The following is a 21551-nucleotide window of genomic DNA, read 5'->3' as shown; positions in this document are numbered from 1 at the left end:
GAGCGGCTTGGCGGCTACCGGCCGGATTCGCGCCGCTCCGAGACGCGGCTGCTGCGCCAGCTCGGCCGCTCGGCGCGCACCCAGTTGCGCAGCCGGATCATGGTCGCCGCCTGAAGCGGTACACCGCAAGACACCGACACAAAATATCGAAAACAACCCCTTGCAAAGTAGGCGGCACGTGCCGGGTGCCTTGCCATGAAAATATACTTGCCAAAAGCCATGAAAATATACTTGCCAAAAGCAACTATATATTTGACAATGGCAAATATCGAGGGGGTGCCATGTCCCAACTGGAATCCGAACAAGAAGTCGCAGCGGTTCGCGCCTTCAACCGCTTCTACACCCGTAAACTTGGCGTGCTGGACCAGCAGCTGCTGAAAAGCCCCTATTCGCTGAGCGAGGCGCGGGTTCTGTACGAACTGGCTCACCGCCACGATCTGTCGGCCAAGCAGATCGGGACCGAGCTCGGCCTCGACGCCGGCTATCTCAGCCGGATCGTGCAGAATTTCGATGAAGCCGGATTGATCACCCGCGAACCGCTGCCATCCGACCGCCGGCAATACCAGCTCGCCTTGACCGCCAAGGGCCGTCAGACATTCGCAAAACTCGAGCGCAGCATGCGGGACGAAGTTGGAGCGATGCTGGCAATGTTGTCGCACGATGGCAGAGCGCGCTTGATCGGCGCGATGGCCGAGATCGAACGGCTGCTTGGTGACGTCAGCGCTCCGTTGCGGCCGGCGACGCTGCGCGACCCGCGGCCGGGCGACATGGGATGGGTGGTGCAGAGCCATGGCGCGTTCTACGCCCGCGAATACGGCTTCGACTCCTCTTTCGAGGGGCTGGTCGCCGAGATCGCGGCCAAATTCCTCGCTTCGTTCGACGCATCGCGCGAACGCTGCTGGATCGCCGATATCGACGGGACACAAGTCGGCTCGATCTTTCTGGTGCGGCACAGCGACGACGTCGCCAAGCTGCGACTGCTGCTGGTCGACCCGGCCGGACGCGGCCAGGGGCTCGGCCATCGGCTGGTCGGTGAATGCATCGCGTTCGCCAGGGCCTGCGGCTATCGCAAGATCACGCTGTGGACCCAGAGCAACCTGGTCGCCGCCCGCAAGATCTATCAGGAAGCCGGCTTCAAGCTGGTCGCCACCGAGCCGCATCGCAGTTTCGGGCAAAGCCTGATCGGCGAAACCTGGGACCTGGAACTGTGAAGCCGGGGCGTCGCGATACTGCGCGGCGCGTGACGCCTGATATTCTCGACTTTCATATCAAGCGTGCGCATCACTTGCACGACGAAGCCTGGCGCAACATGTGGCACGGACTGTGGACGCTGCTGGTCAGGCTGAAGCGCCTTGTGCTTTAGGCCGCCGCAGGTGCTCGTCCAGCCGCGGCATGATCTCGACGAAATTGCAGGGACGCGTGCGGTAATCGAGCTGGGCGGCGAGGATGCCGTCCCATGCATCGCGGCAGGCGCCCGGCGATCCCGGCAGGCAGAAGATGAAGGTGGCACCCGCTACGCCCGCGGTGGCGCGGCTCTGCACCGTGGAGGTGCCGATCTTGGCGTGGCTCAACATGTGGAAGGCGATGGAAAAACCATCCATCCGCTTTTCGAACAGCGGCTCGACCGCCTCCGGCGTGACGTCGCGGCCGGTGAAACCGGTGCCGCCGGTGGTGATGATCGCATCGATGCCTTCGTCGGCGATCCACCGCTTGATGATGACGCGGATCGCGTCGACGTCGTCGACGATGATTTCGCGCGCGGCGAGGTGATGGCCGGCCGCCGTCAACCGGTCCGCCAGCGTGGTGCCGGATTTGTCGTCAGCCAGCGAGCGGGTGTCGGAGACCGTCAGCACCGCGATGTTGAGCGGCACGAACTGTTTTGTTTCGTCGATGGAGGACATGACTGCTTCTTCCCCTCATGCCCGGCAAAAGCGCGAAGCGCGTCTTCGCACAGATGTCCCGGGCATCCGCGTCTTCGAACTCACTTGAAAGTATAGACGTGGATGGCCGGGACGTCTTGCGCGAAGACGCGCTTCGCGCTTTTGCCCGGCCATGACGGCAAAATACTTCCTTGATTCAGCTCACAACGCGCCCTGGGCAAACGTATTGCAGGCCTGCACCGTGCCCTGCTGGTAGCCGGTCATGAACCATTGCTTGCGCTGCGCCGCGGAGCCGTGGGTGAAGCTGTCGGGCACCACCCTGCCCGTCGACTGCCGCTGCAGCGTGTCGTCGCCGATCGCGGTTGCCGTCCTCAGCGCCGCGTCGATATCGCCGGGCTCGATGAAGCCAGGACGCTTCTTCTCCTCGCGGTTGACCCAGACGCCGGAAAGACAATCGGCCTGCAGCTCGACCTTGACCTGTAGCGCATTGGCTTCCGCCTTGCTGCCGGCCTGCTGCTGCAGCCGCTGCACGCGCGGCAGGATGCCGAGCAGGTTCTGGATGTGATGGCCCGCCTCGTGCGCGATGATGTAGGCGGTCGTGAACTTGCAGGCGCTGCCCGAGCAGCCGCGGAAGCGCGTCTCGACCTCGCGGAAGAAAGAAGTGTCGAGGAAGATCTGTTTGTCCGGAGGGCAATAGAACGGTCCCATCGCTGACTGCGCCATGCCGCAGCGGCCGCCATTGGTGGCGTTGCGGAACAGCACGATGCGTGGCCCGGTGTAATTCTGGCCGCTGGACTGGAAGATCTCGCTCCAGCGATCGTCGAGCTCGCCGAGGATGCCGGCGATCATGCTGCCGACTTCGTCCTTCGGCGCGCCGGTCTTGGCCGGGCCCGAGCGGCGATCGGTCTGATAGGTCGGCGCCTGCTGGCCGCCGGTCAGGATTTCGGCGCCGCCGATCAGAAGGCGCGGATCGATGCCGAAGGCATAGCCGACGAGGCCGAGAATGATGATGGTGCCGATACCTAATCCGCCGCCGCCCATCGGCAGGCCGAAGCCGCCGCCACCGCCTCCCATTCCGCCGCCGCCGTCGTCGCGACGGTCGTCGATGGAGTCGCTGCGGCGGAAATCATCGTAACGCATGGCGCTGTTTCCTCATCCCCGGCTGTTGGCCTGAATACCCAACGCGGCAATCACGTAAAATTTCCATTCCATTAATCAATAGCCCGCCCGGCAAAAATTGCCTAGTGCGCAAGGCGACGCGCAATCTCTGCGGGCAATCTTGTCGATCATCTCTCTTGCATTCTGCATCGATAATTTTCTTGGTTAAGTCGATTTTTACTTTGCCGGGTCAATGTATCGCCAGTCGGTTGTTTAGTCCCGCGTCGCCGACAGCGTCGCCTGAGTCAGAGTAATTGAGTCATGGTAGTGTCGCGTCGCGGGGCGTCTGCAAGGGCGCCCCGCACTAAATTTGAGTCTGAGTCCAGCGCTCGTATCGTCGTCGGCGATTGCGTCGCCGAGATGTCGAAACTAGCGGCCGGTTCGGTCGATCTGGTATTCGCAGACCCTCCATATAACCTGCAGCTCAAGGGCGATCTCAAGCGCCCCGACGAATCCCACGTCGATGCTGTGAACAACGACTGGGACAAGTTTTCATCCTTTGGCGCCTATGACGATTTCACTCGCGCCTGGCTGCTCGCTTGCCGCCGGGTCATGAAACCGTCGGCGACGTTGTGGGTGATCGGATCCTATCACAATATCTTCCGCGTCGGCGCGATCATGCAGGACCTCGGCTTCTGGGTTCTCAATGATATTGTGTGGCGCAAGACCAATCCGATGCCGAATTTCCGGGGCCGCCGCTTCACCAACGCCCATGAAACCATGATCTGGGCAGCGCGCGACGAGAAGGCCAAGGGCTATACCTTCAACTACGAAGCCCTGAAGGCCGCCAACGAGGACGTGCAGGCGCGTTCCGACTGGCTGATTCCGCTCTGCACCGGCGAAGAGCGCCTCAAGGGCGCCGACGGCAAGAAGGTTCACCCGACCCAGAAGCCGGAAGGCCTGCTGGCGCGCGTGCTGCTGTCGTCGTCAAAGCCCGGCGATCTCGTGATCGATCCCTTCAACGGCACCGGCACGACGGGTGCCGTGGCAAAACGTCTCGGCCGCCGCTACATCGGCTTCGAGCGCGACAGGACCTATGCGGCTGCGGCGGAAGCGCGCATCGCCGCGGTCGAGCCGCTGCCCGAGGCGACGCTGGCGCCGTTCATGACCGCGCGCGACGCGCCGCGCGTGGCGTTCTCCGAACTGATCGAGCGCGGCATGATTCCGCCCGGCACCAAGCTGGTCGACTCCAAAAAACGTCATGGCGCCCTCGTCCGCGCCGACGGCGCCATCATGCTCGGCGACAAGGTCGGCTCGATCCACCGCATCGGCGCGGTGGCGCAAGGCTCCGGCGCCTGCAACGGCTGGACCTTCTGGCACGTCGAGACCAAGAACGGCCTCAGGCTGATCGACGAGCTGCGCGCCGAAATCCGCTCGGAAATGGCGGCGGGTTAAGAGGCAGCTCACCTCATCACGGGACGTCCGGCTGCGCGGGTCTCTGGCCGCGCCGCCCAAAGCACCACAGCGTGCGTATGGTTTACGGGATGTCACCTGTCGCGAAGGGCAGCCCAGCCTAGCCGCTCTGCAACCACCCGATCAATGAGCATGGCAGCCGTGCCGGGCGCGCGGGTTGTCGCGCGGCTTTTCGCCCATATTTCAAGGAATACTTGCAATATTCACTATCCCATATGAGACTAGTGCCATGCGCACCCGAGGCTCCGAGTCCTTCATTGTGCTGCCGCTGCTGCCGATTTTCCTGATCGGCGTATTTCCGATGCTATTGCTGAGTTTGCTGGGCCCCGCCGGACTGATCATCCTCGGCATCCTGGTCGCCTGCGCGGGCCTGACCGACATTCTCGACGCCAGCGGCACCTTCAGCGAGCAGATCATCGTCCACGGCTACGGCCGAGGATCGGAGCGGGCGGGACAACGCACGGCGCTGCGTTCGGAAATGCGCTTCGCATCCGTCATGATCGCTGCCGGTGCGGGTCTGGCGGTCGCCGGCATCGGCGGTCTGGCGCTATCGTAAGCGTTGGCGGGCGCGCGCCGGTCACGAACTCGTCGCTTGCGCATTCAATAAAAATTTGAGCATGGACGTGGCGCCCGGCGGCAATGCCGCCTGCGTGCCGCGACAAGTTTCCTTGCAAGAAGCAACGGGGGAGAAACTCCAAAATGCTCAAATTCTACTTCAACGGATCGCCCAACCCGACCAAGGTCGCCCTCTTCCTCGAGGAAGCCGGCCTCGCCTACGAGCCGGTCGCGGTCGACACCCGCAAGGGCGAGCAGTTCAGGGCTGAATATCTCGCCATCAATCCGAACGCCAAGGTGCCCGCTATCGTCGACGACGGCGTCACCGTGTTCGACAGCAACGCCATCCTACTCTACCTGGCCGAAAAGACCGGCAAGTTTCTCCCCGCCAACACGCCGGCCAACCGCGCCGAACTGCTGTCCTGGCTGATGTTCGCCGCCACCGGCGTCGGCCCGTATTCCGGACAGGCCGTTCACTTCAAGCATTTCGCGCCGGAGAAGATCGACTACGCCCATAACCGCTACCAGTTCGAGGCGCAGCGGCATTTCGGCATTCTCAACGACCATCTGGCCAAGCGGCGCTACATGGTCGGCGACACCTACACCATCGTCGACATGGACGTGTGGGGCTGGGCGCGCATGATCCCCCTGGTTCTCGGCGAAGAGGCGGTCGCCAAGTATCCCAACGTCAAGCGGCTGGTCGACGAGATCATGGCACGTCCGGCGGCGGCCAAGGCGATCGCGCTGAAGGACAATTTCAAGTTCAAGGCCGAGATGGACGACGAAGCCCGCGGCAACATGTTCAAGCATCTGAAGGTGAAGGCGGCTTGATTCTTCACCCGCCCCTCGAGGGGGCGGGTCGGCTCACATGGAGCGCAGCGCAATGTGAGACGGGGCGGGGTGACAGTCTCTCAACTCGTGCACTGTCGGACGTTGAGAGACCGTCACCCCACCTCGCCGCGAGCTTTTGCGCGCGACGATCCTCCCTCTCCAGGGGAGGATGGGGCAGTTTGCGCGTTACCTACGCCGCCGCCACCTTCCGCTCTTGCGGAAACTTCCCGAGCACGCGCTCGACCAGCGCGGAGTCGCAATATTCCTTGATCTCCTTGATCTTGCCGTTCTCGATGCGCCAGACCATGCAGTATTGGTTATCGTAGCGCTCTCCGCTCTTGGTGATGTTGTCGCCGCGCGCTTCGACGATGACATAGTCGCCTTCCGCGACGAAGTTGAACGCCAGCGTGCGCGGGCGCCCGGAGGCGAGGAGCGAGCGCAAGTGACCCATCAGGCCATTGTTGATCGCCTCGCGGCCCCTGAACTCGCCGGACCATGAATACTGGCCGGTGACGACCCAGGTCACATCCTCTGCTATGTTGTCGAGAAAGGTCGTCCCGCTCCGGTTGGCCGAATCCGTATAGACCTGCTGCACCAGTTTCTTGTTCGCTGCTGCGCTCATGGCGGCTTCTCCTCTTGTAAGCACTCTGTTGATCAGGCTTTGGGAAACGGTCGGCCCACTGCGGGTTCGAGCGGCAGCCGCAAGGCGTTCGCGACATGGCCGACCGTTCGGTAGTAACCGGCCATCACCAGCAGTTCGAGAATGGCCTCATCGTCGAACACGGGACGCAGCGCGCGCCACAGCTCGTCGCTGACGTCGCAACGTTCATGCAATTCATCGGCAAGCCGGATCAAGAGAGCGTCGGTCGTGTCCCAGCACGCGCTCGCGGCGTTGCCATGCACGGTGGCGCCGACCTGCGCCTCGGTCAGCCGCGCCTCCTCGGCAAAGTAATGCACGCGCATGCCCCATTCGTACTCGCAGCCGCAACGCGCCGTGACACGCTGCAGGAAGATTTCGCGTTGCCTCAGGCTGACGTGCGAATCCCTGAGATAAGCGGGCGCTCCATTGATGAAGCGCTCGAGCAGCGCCGGATGGCGTGCCAGCGTCGTGAACAGCCGGAACGGCGGCATCCAGGATCGCGGCAGCCTGTCGAAGATGGCCTGCACGCGCGCGTCATAGGGTTCAGTGGCAGGCTTCAGGCGATCGGTCATGCAAGTCCGGCTTCGTTGTTTGCTGGACGCAATCTTGCGCAGGCATCGCCATTCTTCCAATCGATAGAGAGTATGATATATATTCATACTATGAATTTGAATGCGCTTGACCTTAATTTGCTCGTCGCGCTCGACGCGCTCTTGAGGGAAACCAGCGTCAGCCGCGCGGCGATGCGGATCGGGCTGTCGCAGCCGGCGGCAAGCCATGCGCTGCAGCGGTTGCGCGACCTGATCGGTGATCCCTTGCTGGTGCGAACCGGTGCGCGCATGGAATTGACGCCGCGGGCACAAGCCCTGCGTGCGCCGCTGGCGCAGGCGCTCGATCAGGTGCGCGCGCTGTTCATCGCCGATGCGTTCGACGCCGCCAGAAGCGAACGTCAGTTTCGCCTGATGATGCCGGACCTGGCGGTCGAACTCTTGATGCCGCCGCTGATGGAGAAGATCACGAAAGCCGCGCCGAACGTCAGGATCGACGTCGTGCCGTGGCGGGGTCCGGCGATCTTCACCGCGGAATTTGCCCGCACCATCGATCTCGTGATCTCGATCGGCAACGCCTTCACCGGTTTCCACCGGCAGCGGCTTTACACCGACAGCGATGCGCTGGCCGTCCGCCGCGGCCACCCGGCCGGCGCGCGGCTGAAGCGGCTCGAAACCTTTCTCGACGCGCGCCATGTCGCGGTCGTGATCCGCGGCCAGAGCGAGGACCTGATCGACATGTGGCTGCGCCCCAGGGGCATCGAGCGGCGGATCGCACTGGTGGTGCCCGGCTATATCGAGGCGCTGCACGTTACCGCGCGCACCGATCTCGTCGCCTTCGTGCCGCGGCGGCTGATCGGCGCGCTGTCGAAGCAGTTGTCGCTTTCGACCGTCGCGCCGCCGCTCGATCCCGGGATCGACGAGCAGTACATGTTCTACCCGACCCGCGCCCAGATGGACCCCGGCTCGATCTGGCTACGCAACATCATGCTCGGCATCGGCCGCGAGATGGAACGGGGGAGGAAGGTTTCGTAGGGTGGGCAAAGCGAAGCGTGCCCACCGCCGTCAACAACGGATGCAAATGGTGGGCACGCTGTCGCTTTGCCCACCCAACAAATTCAGGCCTTCTCCTCCGCCAGCACCGTGGCTACCGCCGGCCGCTCCTCCATCCGCTTGCGATGCGCGACGACCTTCGGCAGCCTGGATAGATCAACGCCGTCGCCCTCCAGCCAGCCGGCAATGGTGTAGAGATAGGGGTCGCAGATCGTGTACTGCTCGCCCATCACCCAGGGCCCTTTGAGCATATCGCGCTCGATCAGCGTAAAGCATGCCGTCATCGTCTCCGGCACCTTGCGCTTGAAGTCGGCGAACGACGTCTCCTCGGTCGCCCAGCGCGCCCCGCGCATCTTGTGGGCGTGCGCGACATGCACGGTGGAACAGAGATAGTTGTTGATCGACTGCACCTGCGCGAATGCAAAGGAGTCCTGCGGCACGAGCTTCGCGTCCGGAAAGCTGTGCGCAATGAACGCAAGGATCGCCGGCGTCTCGGTCAGCACCCCACTATCCGTCACCAGCGCGGGCACGCGGCCTTTGGGGTTGATCTTGAGATAATCCGGGCTGTTCTGCTGATTGTTCTTGAAGTTCAGCCGTTCGGCGCTGTAGGGCGCGCCGACCTCTTCGAGCGCGATATGCGAAGCCAGCGCGCAGGTGCCGGGGGCGTAGTAGAGCTTGAACATGGCGATCCTCACGGGGAAAGCCGGACGTTACCGGCAGGCCCCTGCGCCGTCCACCCCCGGTGGGTGGAGTAACCCTTGGCGGTTCAACTCGCCCGCGGCTGAAGCTTGCCCTCGATGTAAACGCTGACGATCGTATCGTCGGCGGGATAATGCTCCGGCGCCACCGCCGTCAGCTGGGCCTGGATGCATTTCCACGCGCCATTCTCGAACAGATAGGTGTCGGTATAGGTGGTCATGCCGGTCACCTCGCTGCCGTCGCGGCGGGTGTACTTGTTGGTGGAACGCACCAGCGCGACATCGCCGACGACGGTGATCAGCTCGTCGCGAACGTCCCAATAGACGATGACCTCTGGATCAAAGGCGGTCGCCCAGTATTTCAGATAAGTCGCGCGATCCCAGCGCTGGCCGGTGGGCCAGATATTGATGAAGCTGGGATGCAGGATGGCGTCGTGCGCGGGCACGTCGCTGGTCACGAAATTATGGATGAAGCGGGCATTTAGCGCCCGCAGCTCATTCATTGTCTCGGCCGATTGATGATCACGCAAGGCAGGCTGCATCTTCATCTCCCAGGGGTTGGTGAAAGCGCCAACTGGCGCGCCTTCCCGGCGGTCGCGTCATCAGCCGGAAAGAAGCACTCGATCTTGATCTGCTGCAGCGCCGCATCCGTCGGCATCGCCAGCGTCGTAAAGGTGGAAAAGAACGCCAGGCGGTAGTCGCCCTTCGCAAGCTGCATCGTCATGACCGGCGAAGATGTCGCCGACTGGCGCGGCAGCCGCCATTCGGCCGACAGCCCGGGATAGACCATGATCTCGTCGAGCAGTTGCGCCGCGGCGCGGCTGCCTTGCGCGACATCGCGATGCAGGATCTGGATCAACTGCCGCGCGAACTCGTCCCAGTTCAGCATGAACTGCCGCAGGCCCTTTGGATGAAAGACGACGTGCATGGCATTGTCGGCAAGACCGTTTTCCATCTCGTATGAATCGCGAAACGGCTTGAGCAGTCGCGCCGAGCCCTGGTTGCGCATCCGAACGTCCCAGTGTCCGTCGATCACGATCCCCGGATAGGGCTCCTGCTGCCGCAGGATGAAATCCAGCGCCTGCCGCACCGGCTGCAAATTCTCGGCCGCCAGCCCCTTGTCGCCATAGGGCGGCACGAAACCCGCCGCGACATGCAGGGCATTGCGCTCCTCGAGCGGCAGGTCGAGCGCGCTGCCGAGCAACTGCACCATCTCGCGGCTCGGCTGCGAGCGGCCGGTTTCCAGAAAGCACAGATGCCGGGCCGATACGTTGGCATCCGCCGCCAGTTCGATCTGGGTCAGCCGGCGAACGCTCCGCCAATGCTTCAACAGGCGGCTGAAGTGTCCGGCCGGTATCTCGTGTGCGTTGGTCTCTGGTACAGCCATGCCGGCAATCTAGACCATCGCATCAGAACGGCAATTACCTCGGATGTAAGTGACCAGCTCCGAAAATCCTTGCAGAGTAAGGCCCTTGGAGACCGAAGCTTTAGGGGAGCATTGATGGACAAGAGCGCAATCGCGACAACCGTGACGCAATACATGGCGGCGTGGAACGAGCCTGGTGATACGGCCAGAGGCGCCCTGCTCGCGCAATGCTGGAGCGAGGCCGGCGTCTATCTCGATCCGAACGTCTCGCTGGCCGGGCGTGATGCACTGGCGAAGCGGATCGGCGAGGTGTTCGCCAGCCGGCCCGGCGCGCGGCTCGAGTTCATGAGCGGCATCGACATCCATCACAACGTCGTCCGCTTTCTCTGGCGGCTGGTGCGCGCGGATGGAACCTGCGGCGATACCTCAATCGACTTCGGCGAGATCGGCCCCGACGGCCGGCTGATCAGGATCGTCGGATTCTTCGGCGCGGCCCCTGCGCTTTCGTAAGCTCTCAGCTGCGCACCTTCGGGCAACGGCGAGCGTGCTACGCCTCAGCCACGAAGACTGTTCAGAGAATCCACAGTCGCGGTTGACCCGCCGCAGACAATGACCAACACGTTTTGCAGGCTGCCGACCGCAATCTTCCTGCCATAAAGCAAGGCCAGTGAAGCCCCGCAGGCTGGCTCAACCAGTGTGCGATGGTCGTCGAGGAATGCCTTGCAGCTCTCCACGGCTTCCCGGTCACTGACGAGGACGGACACGACCGGCCGTTTCTGCGCCAGATCAAACGCGCGCTGGCAAACCTGTCGGGCTCCCAACGTGGTAGCCACTCCCGTCAGCGCAGGCAGTTCGACCGGTCCACCGGCCTTTAACGCGGCATGAAACGACGCCATGCCTTCCGTCTCGGCCGCATAGATGGGAACACCGTCCAGGCCGTTGCGGCGAAGTCCTTCATCTACGCCGGCCAGCAGACCGCCGCCGCCGACCGAGAGAATAACGGCGTCGGGACGCACGCCCTCAACAACGACCTCATCAATCATCGAGGAATGGCCGTGCCAGACAAGAGGATCATCGAAGGGATGCAGAAAGGCATCCCTTGCGGTTTTCAATGAGAGCGCCAGTTCGTTGGCTTCAGCCCATGACGCGCCATGCACAATCACTTCTGCGCCTTCAAGGCGAAGCAGGTGCCTTGCCCGCTCAGACGTGGTTTCAGGCACCACCACCACGACTGGCACGTTTAGCCTGCGGCCGGCATAGGCGACCGCCAGCCCGGCGTTTCCGCCTGAGGAGGAGATGAAGCGATGCGCACCACGAGCTACATGCTGCTCGCAAGCGTAGCCGATACCCCGGATCTTGAACGAGCCCGACGGCTGCGCGGCTTCCATTTTCATGAGCACCTTGGTCCCGTTCAGCTGGCTCAGCGGCAGGCTCTCAAGGAGGGGCGTTTTGATACTCAGGGACATTCTGTCAGCTCCGTGAACATGCGGGTGACGGCCGGCGTGTCAGCGGGGCGCGTTCTTTAGTTCGTCGAGATAATTGTAAATCGTGTAGCGGGTCACACCGAGGGCCTTGGCGGCCATCTCCACGCCGCCCTTGATGATGAATATTCCTCTCTCCTGCATTTTTTGAACCGCAAGAAGGTTGGCTTTCTTGGTGTCGTTCCTGTTGCTGCTTTCGCTCTGTTCTGTCGCTGTCGAGATAATCTCGTGCATGAGCACTTCGATATTGTCAGGCTCCGGTTCGGCGGTCTGATCGCCCCGTCGGCTCTTCGTCGGCTGCGGAGGGACGATATTTGCCAGGCCTTCGAGAAGGGTAATGGCGCGTTTTATTTCCGCATGGTCGACATTGACGCAAAGCGCCGCGAACGGCTTGTTTTTCCGACCACGATATACGGCCGTGCTGCTGCGTAGTGGCGAGCCTGACCGGCTAGACGTCTCATAGTCGAGTATCAGGGAGATCGGCTCTGAACTCTCCTCCATGGCACTGATGAACGCTTTGTCGGTTCGCACACCCGCGATGACCGCATCTCCCTTCTTTCGGCCGGTCACGTGAGCATTCGCGATTTCAAGAATGGAGTACTCGGGCTTCCGCAGGTCGTGCAGGACAACTTCAACGTTGTTGCCGACCACGCTGCCAATAACCCGGACAGCAGAAGCCAGGAGGCGCAGCACTTCTTCTTCGTGCAGTTCGTGTTCACGGCGGGCCGTCATGCGCGGACACTATCGGCATCCGCCCAACAAATCAACAAAATGTTGATAATCTGGTATTTATACAACATTTTGTTGAAGTTATATCAGTCCACATCCTGCCGGGCTGTGAGCGGCATCTGCCGGACCTTCGCAGTTGCCCCCCGCTGCTCCCTCATGTCATGACGCCCGGGAAGCAACAGGGGCGTACCATGACGGTTCTCATTGCAGGCGGTGGCATCGGCGGGCTGACGCTGGCGCTCAGCCTGCACCAGATCGGCATACCGGCAAAAGTATTCGAGAGCGTGCCCGAACTGCGGCCGCTCGGCGTCGGTATCAACGTGCTGCCGCATGCAGTACGCGAACTGATTGAACTCGGCCTGCACGACAAGCTGGATGCGCACGCCGTCCGCACCAAGGAGCTCGCCTATTTCTCCAAGCACGGCAAGCCGATCTGGAGCGAGCCGCGCGGCATCGAGGCCGGTTACAAATGGCCGCAATTCTCGATCCATCGCGGCACGCTGCAGCAGGTTTTGCTCGACGCAGCCATCGAGCGGCTCGGGAAAGAGAACATCCTGACCAGCCACCATCTTTCCGGCTGGACCGAAACCGACAACGGCGTCCGCGCCGAGTTCATCGACAAGGCGACCGGCAAATCGCAAGGCAGCCACGACGGCGTGCTGCTGATTGCCGCCGACGGCATTCATTCGGCGGTCCGCGAAAAGCTTTATCCGGGCGAAGGCCCGCCGATCTGGAACGGTCGTATCCTGTGGCGCGGCATTACCGACAGCGACGCCTTCCTGTCCGGCCGCACCATGATCATGGCCGGCCACGAGATCCTGAAATTCGTCTGCTACCCGATTTCGAAGCAGGCAGACAGCAAAGGCAAGTTCAGGATCAACTGGGTTGCCGAGCGGCACATGCCGCCGACCTATCAGTGGCGGCGCGAGGACTATAACCGGACCGCAAGGCTCGAAGAGTTTCTGCCCTGGTTCAAGGACTGGAAATTCGATTGGCTCGACGTGCCCGGCCTGATCGAGAACTGCCCGCACGCCTACGAATATCCGCTCGTCGATCGCGATCCGATCACGCAATGGACGTTCGGCCGGGTCACGCTGATGGGCGACGCCGCACATCCGATGTACCCGATCGGCTCCAACGGCGCGTCGCAGGCTATACTGGATGCCCGCGTCATCACCCGCGAGATCCTGGCGCACGGTACGACCAATGCCGCGCTGGTGGCTTATGAAGCCGAGCGCCGTCCGGCAACCACTGATCTCGTGATGCTCAACCGCCGCAACGGCCCCGAGCAGGTGATGCAGATGGTCGAGGAGCGCGCGCCCGACGGCTACGATGTCGTCACCGACGTGCTGTCGCTGAAGGAGCTGGAAGACATCGCCGCCAATTACAAGCGCGTGGCCGGCTTCCAGGTCGAGGGCCTCAACGCCAAGCCGCCGATCGTCCAGATCACGCGGGAAGCGCCGCGGGCTGCCGGCTAGCCGACGCAATCGCCTTCGCCGTCTCGACCAGCCGCGCGCTGGTCGTGGCGGTCGCGAGCAGCGTGCCGTCCTCCGCCATCAGCCGTCCCTCCACGAAGGCCACGGTCTTGCCGAGCTGGGTGACATTGGCCTCGCCTGTGATCGGACCCGGCCTCGCCGGGGCCAGAAAGTTCACGGTCATGGTGATGGTCGCTGTGTAGAGTTTTCCCTCGGTCATGACGAACACGGCCGGCCCCATGGTGTCGTCGAGCATCGCCGAGAGAATGCCGCCCTGCACGAAGCCGGCCGGGTTGCAGAAATCCCGCTTGCCGTCGAAGCCGATGCGGATCCAGCCGTCCTTCGGCCGCGCGTCGAGCAGATGCCAGCCAAGCAATTTGGAAGACGGCGGAGCGGTGAAATTGTCGAAGACGGTGCTGATCATGGGAACCTCCGTATGGTTCCTTTAGCGCAAACCTACTGCCAGCATGGTGTCAGCAGGAAACGGGCATATCCGCAAAATTGCGGAGCTTAATCTCGCTTCAACCATTCCAATTCACTGGCGATTCAACACAATCGCAACGACGCGGCCCCAATTTAGAAAGCGGGAGACTGAACGTGGGAAGATGGTCCGGGACACACCGGAACCAATCGAATGCGCAACCTCCTGCAGAAGCTGGCTAACCGCCTGCACGTCGTCGAAGATCATCTGACCGTCCAGACGCAGATCGCTGCGGCAGTGGCGCTGATGTCCGTGCTGCTGATCGGGGCACTGGCCGGCGGCGCAGCCTTCGTCAGCTATCGCAACACCGCTTCGCTGGTGAACAGCAGCCTCGCAACGGTCGCTTCCACGACGTCCGGCCGGCTGGATCGTTTCATGGCCGAGCGCCAGCTCGAAATGAATCTGTTCTCGCGATTGCAGCCGCTGCAAAAGCTCTGGCAGGACAATCCGGTCGAGCTTCGGCGCGCGCTGGAGCAGTTGCAGGCAACATTCTCGGATCTGGCCTGGATCGGTTTCGCTGACGTCAACGGCAAGGTCGTGGCCGCCACCGGCGGTCTGCTCGAAGGCGCGTCGGTAGCGGCGCGGCCGTGGTTCAAGGAGGGCCTGCAGCGGCTCGCCATCGGCGACGTGCACGAGGCCGTGTTGCTGGCATCGCTGCTGGCGCAACGGGAAGATGGCGAGCCTTATCGCTTCGTCGACCTCGCATTTCCGGTCAAGGATTCAAGCGGCAAGCTGCTTGGCGTGCTCGGCGGACATTTGAACTGGGACTGGGCGAGCCAGTTGATCAAGGACGTCGAAGCCAATGACGGCGATACCGACACCAGGCTTTCGATCATCGACAAGAACGGCGTCGTACTCGTCGGCCCCGACAAGGGCACGACCCGCTACGGCGGCGAGCAGCTCGCCAACATTCTCAAAAAGCGAAAAGGCGCCTTCTCCGAGATCTCGGGCGACCAGCGCATGCTCACGGCGTTCTATGTCGGCATGGGTCACCGCGAATATCAGGGATTGAACTGGATCGTGACCGCGAGCCAGCCGACCGGCATCGCGCTCGCCGCCGCCATATCGTCGGCGGAAATCATTCTGGGCATCGGCGCTGTCACCGCTTTGATCGGCCTCGGTCTGGCCGTCGTCATTTCCCGGCGCATCGCGCGGCCCATCATCGCCATTACGACGGAAGCCGACCGGATCGGGCGAGCTTCCGGTCCAACCATGCTGGCGCGGCAAAGCGGTTCGGTCGAAGTTGTCCAGCTCACGCGGGCGTTGCGTTCGCTGCTGCGACGCATCGGCTTTGCCGAAGAGCGAACCAGGGAAGCCGAACTGCGCGCCTCCGAGAACGCCCTGCAGTTCAAGGACGACCTCGTCAAGCTGCAGAAAATGGCCGACACCGACTATCTGACCGGACTGATGAACCGGCGCGCCTTCCTCGCCGTCGCCGATGACACGGTGGAATTCTGTCGGCGCTACAAGCGCGGCATGGCGACCCTGATGATCGACATCGATCATTTCAAGAAGATCAACGACACCCATGGCCATGCGGCCGGCGACGACGCGATCAAGGGAATCGCAGATATTATCGGCCAGTCGATCCGCACCACCGACAAGGCGGCCCGCTTCGGCGGCGAGGAATTCGTGGTGCTGCTCCGCGAGATCGATCAGGAGACCGCCATGCTGCTGGCGGAGCGCATCAGAAGCTCGATCGAGCAAACCGCCATCCGCCATGGCGAGACGAGCATTCCCGCAACCGTCTCGATCGGCGTTGCGATCAACGCGGAAGGTGACCGCGACGTTCAGGACATGATCGAGCGCGCCGACCAGGGCCTCTACGTCGCCAAGAAAACCGGCCGCAATCGGACCTTCCTAATGCCGGCATCCGAGGGGCGCGAAGCCCGCGCCGCCTGAATTTCAATCCAGCCCATGCGCAATCGCCTTGCGCATCACGTTGGGCAGCGCCTCGTCGGCCAGCGTCGCGAGCGGCACCCAGCGCATGCCCGCCGGGGCACGCGTGCGCGCGGCGACATCGGCGGTGTAGATCACAAGCTCGAGCGGAAAATGCGTGAACACGTGGGTGACGACGCCAACCTTGCGGCGCCAGCGCGTCACGCCCTTTAGCTCGGGCGCCTGCTGTAGCGCACCCTTGTCGTCCTGCCCGGCCAGCCAGTCCGAGCCTGGCACTTCCGTCATACCGCCGAGCAGGCCCTTTTCCGGCCGCGTGCGAACGAGGAGCTCGTCGCCGCGCGTGACGATGAAGGCGGCCCCGCGGCGCAGCGTCCCTGCCTTCTTCGGCGCCTTGCGCGGAAAACTCTCCTGATCGCCGCGCAGGCGCGCCGCACAATCCTCGTTCAGTGGGCATAGCGCACAGGCCGGCTTTTTCGGCGTACAGATCGAGGAGCCGAGATCCATCAGCGCCTGCGCGCTGTCGCCGGCCCGGGAGTTGCCAAGGAGCGTTGACGCCAGTTCCTGTATCCGCGGCTTGGCCTGCGGCAGCGGTTCCTCCACCGCGTAAAGCCGCGACACCACCCGCTCGATATTGCCGTCGACCGGCATGGTCTGGATGTCGAAGGCGATCGCTGCGATCGCCTTCGCCGTGTAAGGCCCGATCCCCGGCAATTGGCGCAGGCCTTCTTCGGTGCCGGGAAACACGCCACCATGCTCGCGGAGCACCGCGACCGCGCAGGCATGCAGATTGCGCGCACGCGAATAGTAACCGAGGCCGGCCCACATCCGCAGCACGTCATCCTGCGAGGCGCGGCCGAGCGCGGCGACATCCGGCCAGCGCGCCAGAAACTTCTCGAAATACGGCCCGACCGTTTTGACCCCGGTCTGCTGCAGCATGATTTCCGACAGCCACACCCGGTACGGATCAGCCCGCTCGCCGGCCGCCGCCCGCCACGGCAGCCGGCGGCGATGACGGTCGTACCAGTCGAGCAGCAGCGCGGGGCGGGAGGCGCTGCTTTCTGTGGCGTTCTGCTTCTTGCTGGCGGCGAGTGAGGGCACACCTCACCTTAAAATCGGATTCGGGCCGTGACCAGAGTTTACAAACTATAACGCGACGCGTTATAGTCGCGCATGATTCAAAGCTTCGCCGATCCGGAGGCAGAGTTGATCTGGTCCGGCCGGCGAAGCCGAAGACTACCGGCCGATATTCAGAACGTCGCACTGAGGAAACTTCGTCTTTTGAATCAGGCTCGGGTACTCGTCGATCTCAGTGTTCCGCCTGGCAATCGACTTGAATCTTTGAAGGTAGACCGGCAGGGCCAACACTCGATCCGGATCAATGACCAGTGGCGGATATGCTTTGTCTGGCAGGAGGGAGGACCGACGCATGTCGAAATCGTCGACTACCACGACTAGGGGCGGATTGCTTCAAAACCCGCATCCTGGCGAAATCCTGCTGGAAGAATTCCTCAGGCCGATGGGACTGAGCCAAAACGGACTGGCGCGTGCGGTTCATGTGGCGCCGCGCCGGATCAATGAGATCGTATTGGGCAAGCGTGATATTACTGCCGACACCGACCTGCGCCTTGCGCGTTACTTCGGTTTATCGGAGGGATTTTTCCTCGGGCTGCAGATGGATTACGACCTGATGCAGCGGCGGCGTGAGATTGACCGTGATCTGAAGGCGATTCGTCCGCGTGCGGCGTGACCGCGGCAGTCGGCTCGGATAGAGTCGCCCCATGTCCAAACCCGGCCCGTTCAACGCAAAGCCCCTTTCCGTCCTGCTCAGCGACGTCTTTTCCGACGCCTACGCAAAACAGGGGTTTGCCGCGCGCGAGCTGGTGACGCGCTGGGCCGACATTGCGGGAGCCGAAATCGCCGCCCATTCCGAGCCCTTGAAGATGCAGTGGCCGCGGCCGGTGGAGGGGCAGCCGCAGGAACCGGCGACGCTGGTGTTGCGGGTGGAGGGCCCGATGGCGCTGGAGATCCAGCATTCGTCCGACGTCATCCTGCAGCGGGTCAACCGCTTCTTCGGCTGGAGCGCGGTCGGCCGGCTGGCATTGCGGCAGGCGCCGCTGTCGCGCCGAAACCGCCCTGTGCCGAGGCGCGCGCCGGACCCGAAATCGGTGGCGAAAGTCGCCGAAACCCTCTCCGCAGTCGAGGACGAGGAACTGCGCGCCGCGCTGGCCCGGCTAGGCGCGGCGATCAAGCGAAATTGAGCCTTTTGCACGGCGCGGCCGGCGCAAGGCGCCATTGCCACAACCGGCGTTTCAAGCTAGCGAAGGCTTTCTTTTTGCACCTTCTTTCGGGCGTGAACGCGCCATTCGGGAGCAGACTTTGATGATCACGCGCCGCGCCTTCACCGCCGCTCTCTCGCTGACCGGACTTGGCCTGCTCGCCGGCTTCTCGCCGCTGCAGTTGATCACGGGCGCGATGGCGCAGAGCCCCGCCGACGTGGCAAAGCCGGTGTCGCTGCCCGACATGGCGCTTGGCCCGGCGAACGCCACGGTCACCATCACCGAGTTTGCCTCGATGACCTGCCCGCATTGCGCGGCCTTCACCGAAAAGGTGTTTCCGAAGATCAAGTCGGAGTTCATCGATAGCGGCAAGATCCGGTTCGTGTTCCGCGAATTCCCGCTCGACATCAAGGCGGCTGCCGGCTCGATGCTGGCGCGCTGCATCGCCAAGGACGACGCGGCGAAATATTTCGCCGTGGTCGATCTCCTGTTCAAGCAGCAGAACGACTGGGTGACGAAGAACACCACGGAGACGCTGATCCGGATCGGCAAGCAGGCGGGCCTCACCCAGACGCAGGTCGAGGATTGCCTGAAGGATCAGGCGCTGCTCGACAAGATCGCGGCCGACCAGAAATATGCCGCCGACGTGCTGAAGGTGCAGTCGACGCCGACTTTCTTCATCAATGGCGAGATGCTCAAGGGCGAGCAGAGCTTTGAAGAGTTCGCAAAGCGCATCAACGCAATGCTGAAGAGCTGATTCGCGCCAGGCCTGATTCGTCCGGGCCGATAAGTCCAGTAAAAGGCGCCACACAAGCGCCTCAAATCCCTTGGGAAAAGCCTCGCGGGGGCGTTGCCCTGCAGCCGCAGCCTCGCCATTGTCGCGGGCCATAAGGGCCGCCACAGGCTGTTCGTCCACACACCGACATTGCCTTCATGGTATTGTCACGGCAGGGAGATTCGCGCCCGGCCAACAGAGATTTGTGTTCATGAAACTCACGCGCCTCCGCCTCCACGGTTTCAAGTCGTTCGTCGAACCCACTGATTTCATGATCGAACCCGGCCTCACCGGGGTGGTCGGGCCGAACGGCTGCGGCAAGTCGAATCTGGTCGAGGCGCTGCGCTGGGCGATGGGCGAAACTTCGCATAAATCGCTGCGCGCCGCCGACATGGATGCGGTGATCTTCGCCGGTTCCGGCAACCGTCCGGCGCGGAACCACGCCGAAGTCACCATGACGATCGACAATGCCGATCGCACCGCGCCGGCCGCGGTCAATGACAGCCAGGTTCTCGAAATCTCCCGCCGCATCGAGCGCGAGGCGGGCTCGGTCTATCGCATCAATGGCCGCGATGTTCGCGCCCGCGACGTGCAGATCCTGTTCGCCGACGCCGCCACCGGCGCGCGTTCGCCGGCGCTGGTTCACCAGGGCAAGATCGGCGAGATCATTCAGGCGAAACCCGAGCAGCGCCGCCGCGTGCTGGAAGACGCTGCCGGCGTCGCCGGCCTGCACGCCCGCCGACATGAAGCCGAACTGCGGCTGAAGGCGGCCGAAACCAACCTCACCCGCGTCGAGGACGTGATCGGCCAGCTCACCGGCCAGATGGACGGGCTGAAGAAGCAGGCGCGTCAGGCGATCCGGTTCCGTGAAGTCGCCGCCAAGGTGCGCAAGGCCGAGGCGACGCTGTTCCACCTGCGCTGGCTGGAAGCCAATACCGACGTCGCCGAAGCCGCGCATACCCACGACATCAACGTGCGCGAGATGGCCGAGCGCACCCGCGAGCAGGCCGAGGCCGCGCGCATCCAGGCGATCCGCGCCTCCGAACTGCCGGCGCTGCGCGAGGGCGAAGCCCGCGCCGCGGCCGGACTGCAGCGCCTCACCAATGCGCGCGAACTGCTGGACCGCGAGGAAGAGCGCGCCAAGGAACGCGCCTCCGAACTCGACCGGCGGCTGAACCAGTTCATTGCCGACATCGCTCGCGAACAGCAGCAGACTTCCGACGCCGAGATCGCGCTGCAGCGGCTCGACACCGAGGACGCGGAGATCAAGGAAGAGATCAAGTCGCGCGTCGAAAAGCGCTCCGGCGTTGATGAACGTGTTTCTGAGGCGGAAGCGACACTGGCCGCCGCCGAGAGCATGTTCGGCGAACTGACCACTGCGCTTGCCGACCTCACCGCCAAGCGCAACCAGCTCGAGGCCGGCGTGCGCACCCATCGTGACCGGCTTGCCCGGCTCGACCAGGAAATCGCCACCGTCCAGGCCGACGAGGAAAAGCTCGCGCAGGAGACCGGCAATCTCGGCGACATCGACGCGCTCGCCGCCGCGATGGAGACCGCGCAGGAAACGCTGGCCGCCTCGGAAGCCGCAGCGCAAGCCGCCGAGACCGGCCACGTGGCCGCGCGGCAGAAGCTCGAAGCTTCGCGCGCTCCGCTCACCGACGCCGAAAAGCGCGTGCAGCGGCTGGAGACCGAAGCGCGCACGATTTCCAAGCTCGTCAATGTCGAAACCAAGAATCTGTGGCCGCCGATCATCGACGGCGTCACCGTCGCCAAGGGTTACGAAAAGGCGCTTGGCGCCGTGCTCGGCGACGACCTCGACGCGCCCGTCGATCCCTCGGCGCCGATGCGCTGGACCAGTGCCGGCGCGAGTTTTGACGATCCGGCGCTGCCTGCTGGTGTCGAAGCCCTCGCCTCGCATGTCGAGGCGCCGGCCGAACTGGCGCGCCGTCTGGCGCAGATCGGCGTCGTGCCGAAGGAGCGCGGCGCGGAATTCGTCTCGCAATTGAAGACCGGCCAGCGACTGGTGTCGCTGGAAGGCGACGTCTGGCGCTGGGACGGCTTTGTCGCCGCCGCGCATGCGCCGACCGGCGCCGCACGGCGTCTCGCCGAACGCGCCCGCCTGGTCGATATCGAGCACGAGCTGGAACAGGCCCGCATCGACGCGGCCGCCAAGCGGCAGGCGCTGGAAGAGGCCGAAGCCGAACTGAAGGCGGCATCATCAGCCGAATCCGCCGGCCGCGAAGCCTGGCGCGCCGCGCAGCGCGAGGCCGATGCCGCGCGCGAGCGCCATGCC

The 21551-nt window shown here is 63.4% G+C and carries 24 protein-coding genes and 1 pseudogene; 14 read left to right on the top strand and 11 right to left on the bottom strand.

Going from position 1 to position 21551, the window contains the following annotated elements; translation table 11 throughout:
- Positions 1 to 114: pseudogene (locus CQ12_RS46965) on the top strand (glycosyl transferase); the annotation flags it as partial.
- Between the two features lie 167 nt (positions 115 to 281).
- On the top strand, positions 282 to 1211 hold the full coding sequence (locus CQ12_RS34630) for a bifunctional helix-turn-helix transcriptional regulator/GNAT family N-acetyltransferase (protein ID WP_057839765.1): 930 nt from the start codon (positions 282 to 284) through the stop codon (positions 1209 to 1211).
- Between the two features lie 126 nt (positions 1212 to 1337).
- Here the strand turns inward: CQ12_RS34630 and moaB are convergent, their stop codons facing one another.
- Complete coding sequence (gene moaB, locus CQ12_RS34625) at positions 1338 to 1901, bottom strand: molybdenum cofactor biosynthesis protein B (protein ID WP_057839764.1); 564 nt, start codon at positions 1899 to 1901, stop codon at positions 1338 to 1340.
- 180 nt (positions 1902 to 2081) lie between these two features.
- Positions 2082 to 3020 carry a KPN_02809 family neutral zinc metallopeptidase gene (gene ypfJ, locus CQ12_RS34620; RefSeq protein ID WP_057839763.1) on the bottom strand — a complete coding sequence of 313 codons (939 nt, stop codon included), beginning with the start codon at positions 3018 to 3020 and terminating at the stop codon, positions 2082 to 2084.
- Between the two features lie 279 nt (positions 3021 to 3299).
- Here ypfJ and CQ12_RS34615 point away from each other — a divergent pair, with 279 nt between their 5' ends.
- From CQ12_RS34615 to CQ12_RS34605, 3 genes are all read left to right on the top strand, one after another.
- Positions 3300 to 4433 carry a site-specific DNA-methyltransferase gene (locus CQ12_RS34615; protein WP_057839762.1) on the top strand — a complete coding sequence of 378 codons (1134 nt, stop codon included), beginning with the start codon at positions 3300 to 3302 and terminating at the stop codon, positions 4431 to 4433.
- 247 nt (positions 4434 to 4680) lie between these two features.
- The gene (locus CQ12_RS34610) at positions 4681 to 5007 is read left to right on the top strand and encodes a hypothetical protein (protein WP_057839761.1); all 327 of its coding nucleotides are present in this window, start codon (positions 4681 to 4683) and stop codon (positions 5005 to 5007) included.
- Between the two features lie 143 nt (positions 5008 to 5150).
- Positions 5151 to 5837: a glutathione S-transferase family protein gene (locus CQ12_RS34605; protein WP_057839760.1), complete on the top strand. Its 687-nt coding sequence runs from the start codon at positions 5151 to 5153 to the stop codon at positions 5835 to 5837.
- A gap of 190 nt (positions 5838 to 6027) precedes the next feature.
- Here the strand turns inward: CQ12_RS34605 and CQ12_RS34600 are convergent, their stop codons facing one another.
- Both CQ12_RS34600 and CQ12_RS34595 read right to left on the bottom strand, forming a co-directional pair.
- The gene (locus tag CQ12_RS34600) at positions 6028 to 6459 is read right to left on the bottom strand and encodes a nuclear transport factor 2 family protein (RefSeq protein ID WP_057839759.1); all 432 of its coding nucleotides are present in this window, start codon (positions 6457 to 6459) and stop codon (positions 6028 to 6030) included.
- A gap of 32 nt (positions 6460 to 6491) precedes the next feature.
- The gene (locus CQ12_RS34595) at positions 6492 to 7049 is read right to left on the bottom strand and encodes a carboxymuconolactone decarboxylase family protein (RefSeq protein WP_057839758.1); all 558 of its coding nucleotides are present in this window, start codon (positions 7047 to 7049) and stop codon (positions 6492 to 6494) included.
- 90 nt (positions 7050 to 7139) lie between these two features.
- Here CQ12_RS34595 and CQ12_RS34590 point away from each other — a divergent pair, with 90 nt between their 5' ends.
- Positions 7140 to 8060, top strand: a complete 921-nt coding sequence (locus CQ12_RS34590; RefSeq protein WP_057839757.1) for a LysR family transcriptional regulator — start codon at positions 7140 to 7142, stop codon at positions 8058 to 8060.
- Between the two features lie 83 nt (positions 8061 to 8143).
- Here the strand turns inward: CQ12_RS34590 and CQ12_RS34585 are convergent, their stop codons facing one another.
- From CQ12_RS34585 to CQ12_RS34575, 3 genes are all read right to left on the bottom strand, one after another.
- The gene (locus CQ12_RS34585) at positions 8144 to 8761 is read right to left on the bottom strand and encodes a glutathione S-transferase family protein (protein WP_057839756.1); all 618 of its coding nucleotides are present in this window, start codon (positions 8759 to 8761) and stop codon (positions 8144 to 8146) included.
- 83 nt (positions 8762 to 8844) lie between these two features.
- Positions 8845 to 9318 (bottom strand): nuclear transport factor 2 family protein, encoded by a 474-nt coding sequence (locus CQ12_RS34580; protein WP_198164332.1) that lies wholly within the window; start codon positions 9316 to 9318, stop codon positions 8845 to 8847.
- Positions 9319 to 9320: 2 nt separating this feature from the next.
- On the bottom strand, positions 9321 to 10163 hold the full coding sequence (locus tag CQ12_RS34575) for a helix-turn-helix domain-containing protein (protein WP_057839754.1): 843 nt from the start codon (positions 10161 to 10163) through the stop codon (positions 9321 to 9323).
- A 114-nt stretch (positions 10164 to 10277) separates the two neighbouring features.
- Here CQ12_RS34575 and CQ12_RS34570 point away from each other — a divergent pair, with 114 nt between their 5' ends.
- Positions 10278 to 10652 carry a nuclear transport factor 2 family protein gene (locus tag CQ12_RS34570; RefSeq protein ID WP_057839753.1) on the top strand — a complete coding sequence of 125 codons (375 nt, stop codon included), beginning with the start codon at positions 10278 to 10280 and terminating at the stop codon, positions 10650 to 10652.
- Positions 10653 to 10696: 44 nt separating this feature from the next.
- Here the strand turns inward: CQ12_RS34570 and CQ12_RS34565 are convergent, their stop codons facing one another.
- Both CQ12_RS34565 and CQ12_RS34560 read right to left on the bottom strand, forming a co-directional pair.
- Complete coding sequence (locus CQ12_RS34565) at positions 10697 to 11608, bottom strand: pyridoxal-phosphate dependent enzyme (protein ID WP_057839752.1); 912 nt, start codon at positions 11606 to 11608, stop codon at positions 10697 to 10699.
- A gap of 39 nt (positions 11609 to 11647) precedes the next feature.
- Positions 11648 to 12355 (bottom strand): helix-turn-helix transcriptional regulator, encoded by a 708-nt coding sequence (locus CQ12_RS34560; RefSeq protein ID WP_057839751.1) that lies wholly within the window; start codon positions 12353 to 12355, stop codon positions 11648 to 11650.
- A gap of 188 nt (positions 12356 to 12543) precedes the next feature.
- Here CQ12_RS34560 and CQ12_RS34555 point away from each other — a divergent pair, with 188 nt between their 5' ends.
- Positions 12544 to 13830: a flavin-dependent oxidoreductase gene (locus CQ12_RS34555; protein WP_057839767.1), complete on the top strand. Its 1287-nt coding sequence runs from the start codon at positions 12544 to 12546 to the stop codon at positions 13828 to 13830.
- Here the strand turns inward: CQ12_RS34555 and CQ12_RS34550 are convergent.
- Complete coding sequence (locus tag CQ12_RS34550) at positions 13799 to 14251, bottom strand: PaaI family thioesterase (RefSeq protein ID WP_057839750.1); 453 nt, start codon at positions 14249 to 14251, stop codon at positions 13799 to 13801. The genes CQ12_RS34555 and CQ12_RS34550 overlap by 32 nt on opposite strands.
- Before the next feature lie 210 nt (positions 14252 to 14461).
- Here CQ12_RS34550 and CQ12_RS34545 point away from each other — a divergent pair, with 210 nt between their 5' ends.
- Positions 14462 to 16210: a sensor domain-containing diguanylate cyclase gene (locus CQ12_RS34545; RefSeq protein WP_057839749.1), complete on the top strand. Its 1749-nt coding sequence runs from the start codon at positions 14462 to 14464 to the stop codon at positions 16208 to 16210.
- 3 nt (positions 16211 to 16213) lie between these two features.
- Here the strand turns inward: CQ12_RS34545 and mutY are convergent, their stop codons facing one another.
- A complete protein-coding gene (gene mutY / locus CQ12_RS34540) occupies positions 16214 to 17305 on the bottom strand; it encodes an A/G-specific adenine glycosylase (protein WP_057839748.1) in 1092 nt (363 codons plus the stop codon).
- A gap of 72 nt (positions 17306 to 17377) precedes the next feature.
- Here mutY and CQ12_RS42975 point away from each other — a divergent pair, with 72 nt between their 5' ends.
- The 5 genes from CQ12_RS42975 to CQ12_RS34515 form a co-directional block, all read left to right on the top strand.
- Positions 17378 to 17662, top strand: coding sequence for a type II toxin-antitoxin system RelE/ParE family toxin (locus CQ12_RS42975; RefSeq protein WP_083519604.1), 285 nt, complete (start codon positions 17378 to 17380; stop codon positions 17660 to 17662).
- Entirely contained in the window at positions 17634 to 17954 is a 321-nt protein-coding gene (locus CQ12_RS34530; RefSeq protein ID WP_057839746.1) for a HigA family addiction module antitoxin, read from the top strand. The genes CQ12_RS42975 and CQ12_RS34530 overlap by 29 nt, the downstream gene beginning before the upstream one ends.
- 31 nt (positions 17955 to 17985) lie before the next feature.
- Positions 17986 to 18465: a DUF721 domain-containing protein gene (locus CQ12_RS34525; RefSeq protein WP_057839745.1), complete on the top strand. Its 480-nt coding sequence runs from the start codon at positions 17986 to 17988 to the stop codon at positions 18463 to 18465.
- A 118-nt stretch (positions 18466 to 18583) separates the two neighbouring features.
- Positions 18584 to 19240, top strand: a complete 657-nt coding sequence (locus CQ12_RS34520) for a DsbA family protein (protein WP_057839744.1) — start codon at positions 18584 to 18586, stop codon at positions 19238 to 19240.
- Positions 19241 to 19469: 229 nt separating this feature from the next.
- Positions 19470 to 21551: chromosome segregation SMC family protein (locus tag CQ12_RS34515; RefSeq protein WP_157088657.1), on the top strand; the 2082-nt coding region annotated here is incomplete at its 3' end.

Source organism: Bradyrhizobium jicamae, assembly GCF_001440395.1.
In the GTDB taxonomy this organism is placed as follows: domain Bacteria; phylum Pseudomonadota; class Alphaproteobacteria; order Rhizobiales; family Xanthobacteraceae; genus Bradyrhizobium; species Bradyrhizobium jicamae.
The sequence above is the reverse complement of the archived record's forward strand: the minus strand, read 5'-3'. Positions and strand labels throughout refer to the sequence as shown.

What these genes read in the sequence shown, in the direction of transcription:
- CQ12_RS34545 (WP_057839749.1), top strand. Translation starts at nt 14,462, where the DNA reads ATGCGCAACCTCCTGCAGAAGCTGGCTAACCGCCTGCACGTCGTCGAA.
- CQ12_RS34560 (WP_057839751.1), bottom strand. Translation starts at nt 12,355, where the DNA reads ATGACGGCCCGCCGTGAACACGAACTGCACGAAGAAGAAGTGCTGCGC.
- CQ12_RS34585 (WP_057839756.1), bottom strand. Translation starts at nt 8,761, where the DNA reads ATGTTCAAGCTCTACTACGCCCCCGGCACCTGCGCGCTGGCTTCGCAT.
- moaB (WP_057839764.1), bottom strand. Translation starts at nt 1,901, where the DNA reads ATGTCCTCCATCGACGAAACAAAACAGTTCGTGCCGCTCAACATCGCG.
- CQ12_RS34605 (WP_057839760.1), top strand. Translation starts at nt 5,151, where the DNA reads ATGCTCAAATTCTACTTCAACGGATCGCCCAACCCGACCAAGGTCGCC.
- CQ12_RS34615 (WP_057839762.1), top strand. Translation starts at nt 3,300, where the DNA reads ATGGTAGTGTCGCGTCGCGGGGCGTCTGCAAGGGCGCCCCGCACTAAA.
- CQ12_RS34600 (WP_057839759.1), bottom strand. Translation starts at nt 6,459, where the DNA reads ATGAGCGCAGCAGCGAACAAGAAACTGGTGCAGCAGGTCTATACGGAT.
- CQ12_RS34575 (WP_057839754.1), bottom strand. Translation starts at nt 10,163, where the DNA reads ATGGCTGTACCAGAGACCAACGCACACGAGATACCGGCCGGACACTTC.
- CQ12_RS34610 (WP_057839761.1), top strand. Translation starts at nt 4,681, where the DNA reads ATGCGCACCCGAGGCTCCGAGTCCTTCATTGTGCTGCCGCTGCTGCCG.
- CQ12_RS34550 (WP_057839750.1), bottom strand. Translation starts at nt 14,251, where the DNA reads ATGATCAGCACCGTCTTCGACAATTTCACCGCTCCGCCGTCTTCCAAA.
- CQ12_RS34525 (WP_057839745.1), top strand. Translation starts at nt 17,986, where the DNA reads ATGTCCAAACCCGGCCCGTTCAACGCAAAGCCCCTTTCCGTCCTGCTC.
- CQ12_RS34580 (WP_198164332.1), bottom strand. Translation starts at nt 9,318, where the DNA reads ATGCAGCCTGCCTTGCGTGATCATCAATCGGCCGAGACAATGAATGAG.
- CQ12_RS34565 (WP_057839752.1), bottom strand. Translation starts at nt 11,608, where the DNA reads ATGTCCCTGAGTATCAAAACGCCCCTCCTTGAGAGCCTGCCGCTGAGC.
- CQ12_RS34595 (WP_057839758.1), bottom strand. Translation starts at nt 7,049, where the DNA reads ATGACCGATCGCCTGAAGCCTGCCACTGAACCCTATGACGCGCGCGTG.
- CQ12_RS34590 (WP_057839757.1), top strand. Translation starts at nt 7,140, where the DNA reads ATGAATTTGAATGCGCTTGACCTTAATTTGCTCGTCGCGCTCGACGCG.
- CQ12_RS34630 (WP_057839765.1), top strand. Translation starts at nt 282, where the DNA reads ATGTCCCAACTGGAATCCGAACAAGAAGTCGCAGCGGTTCGCGCCTTC.
- CQ12_RS34555 (WP_057839767.1), top strand. Translation starts at nt 12,544, where the DNA reads ATGACGGTTCTCATTGCAGGCGGTGGCATCGGCGGGCTGACGCTGGCG.
- ypfJ (WP_057839763.1), bottom strand. Translation starts at nt 3,020, where the DNA reads ATGCGTTACGATGATTTCCGCCGCAGCGACTCCATCGACGACCGTCGC.
- CQ12_RS34570 (WP_057839753.1), top strand. Translation starts at nt 10,278, where the DNA reads ATGGACAAGAGCGCAATCGCGACAACCGTGACGCAATACATGGCGGCG.
- CQ12_RS34530 (WP_057839746.1), top strand. Translation starts at nt 17,634, where the DNA reads ATGTCGAAATCGTCGACTACCACGACTAGGGGCGGATTGCTTCAAAAC.
- CQ12_RS42975 (WP_083519604.1), top strand. Translation starts at nt 17,378, where the DNA reads ATGATTCAAAGCTTCGCCGATCCGGAGGCAGAGTTGATCTGGTCCGGC.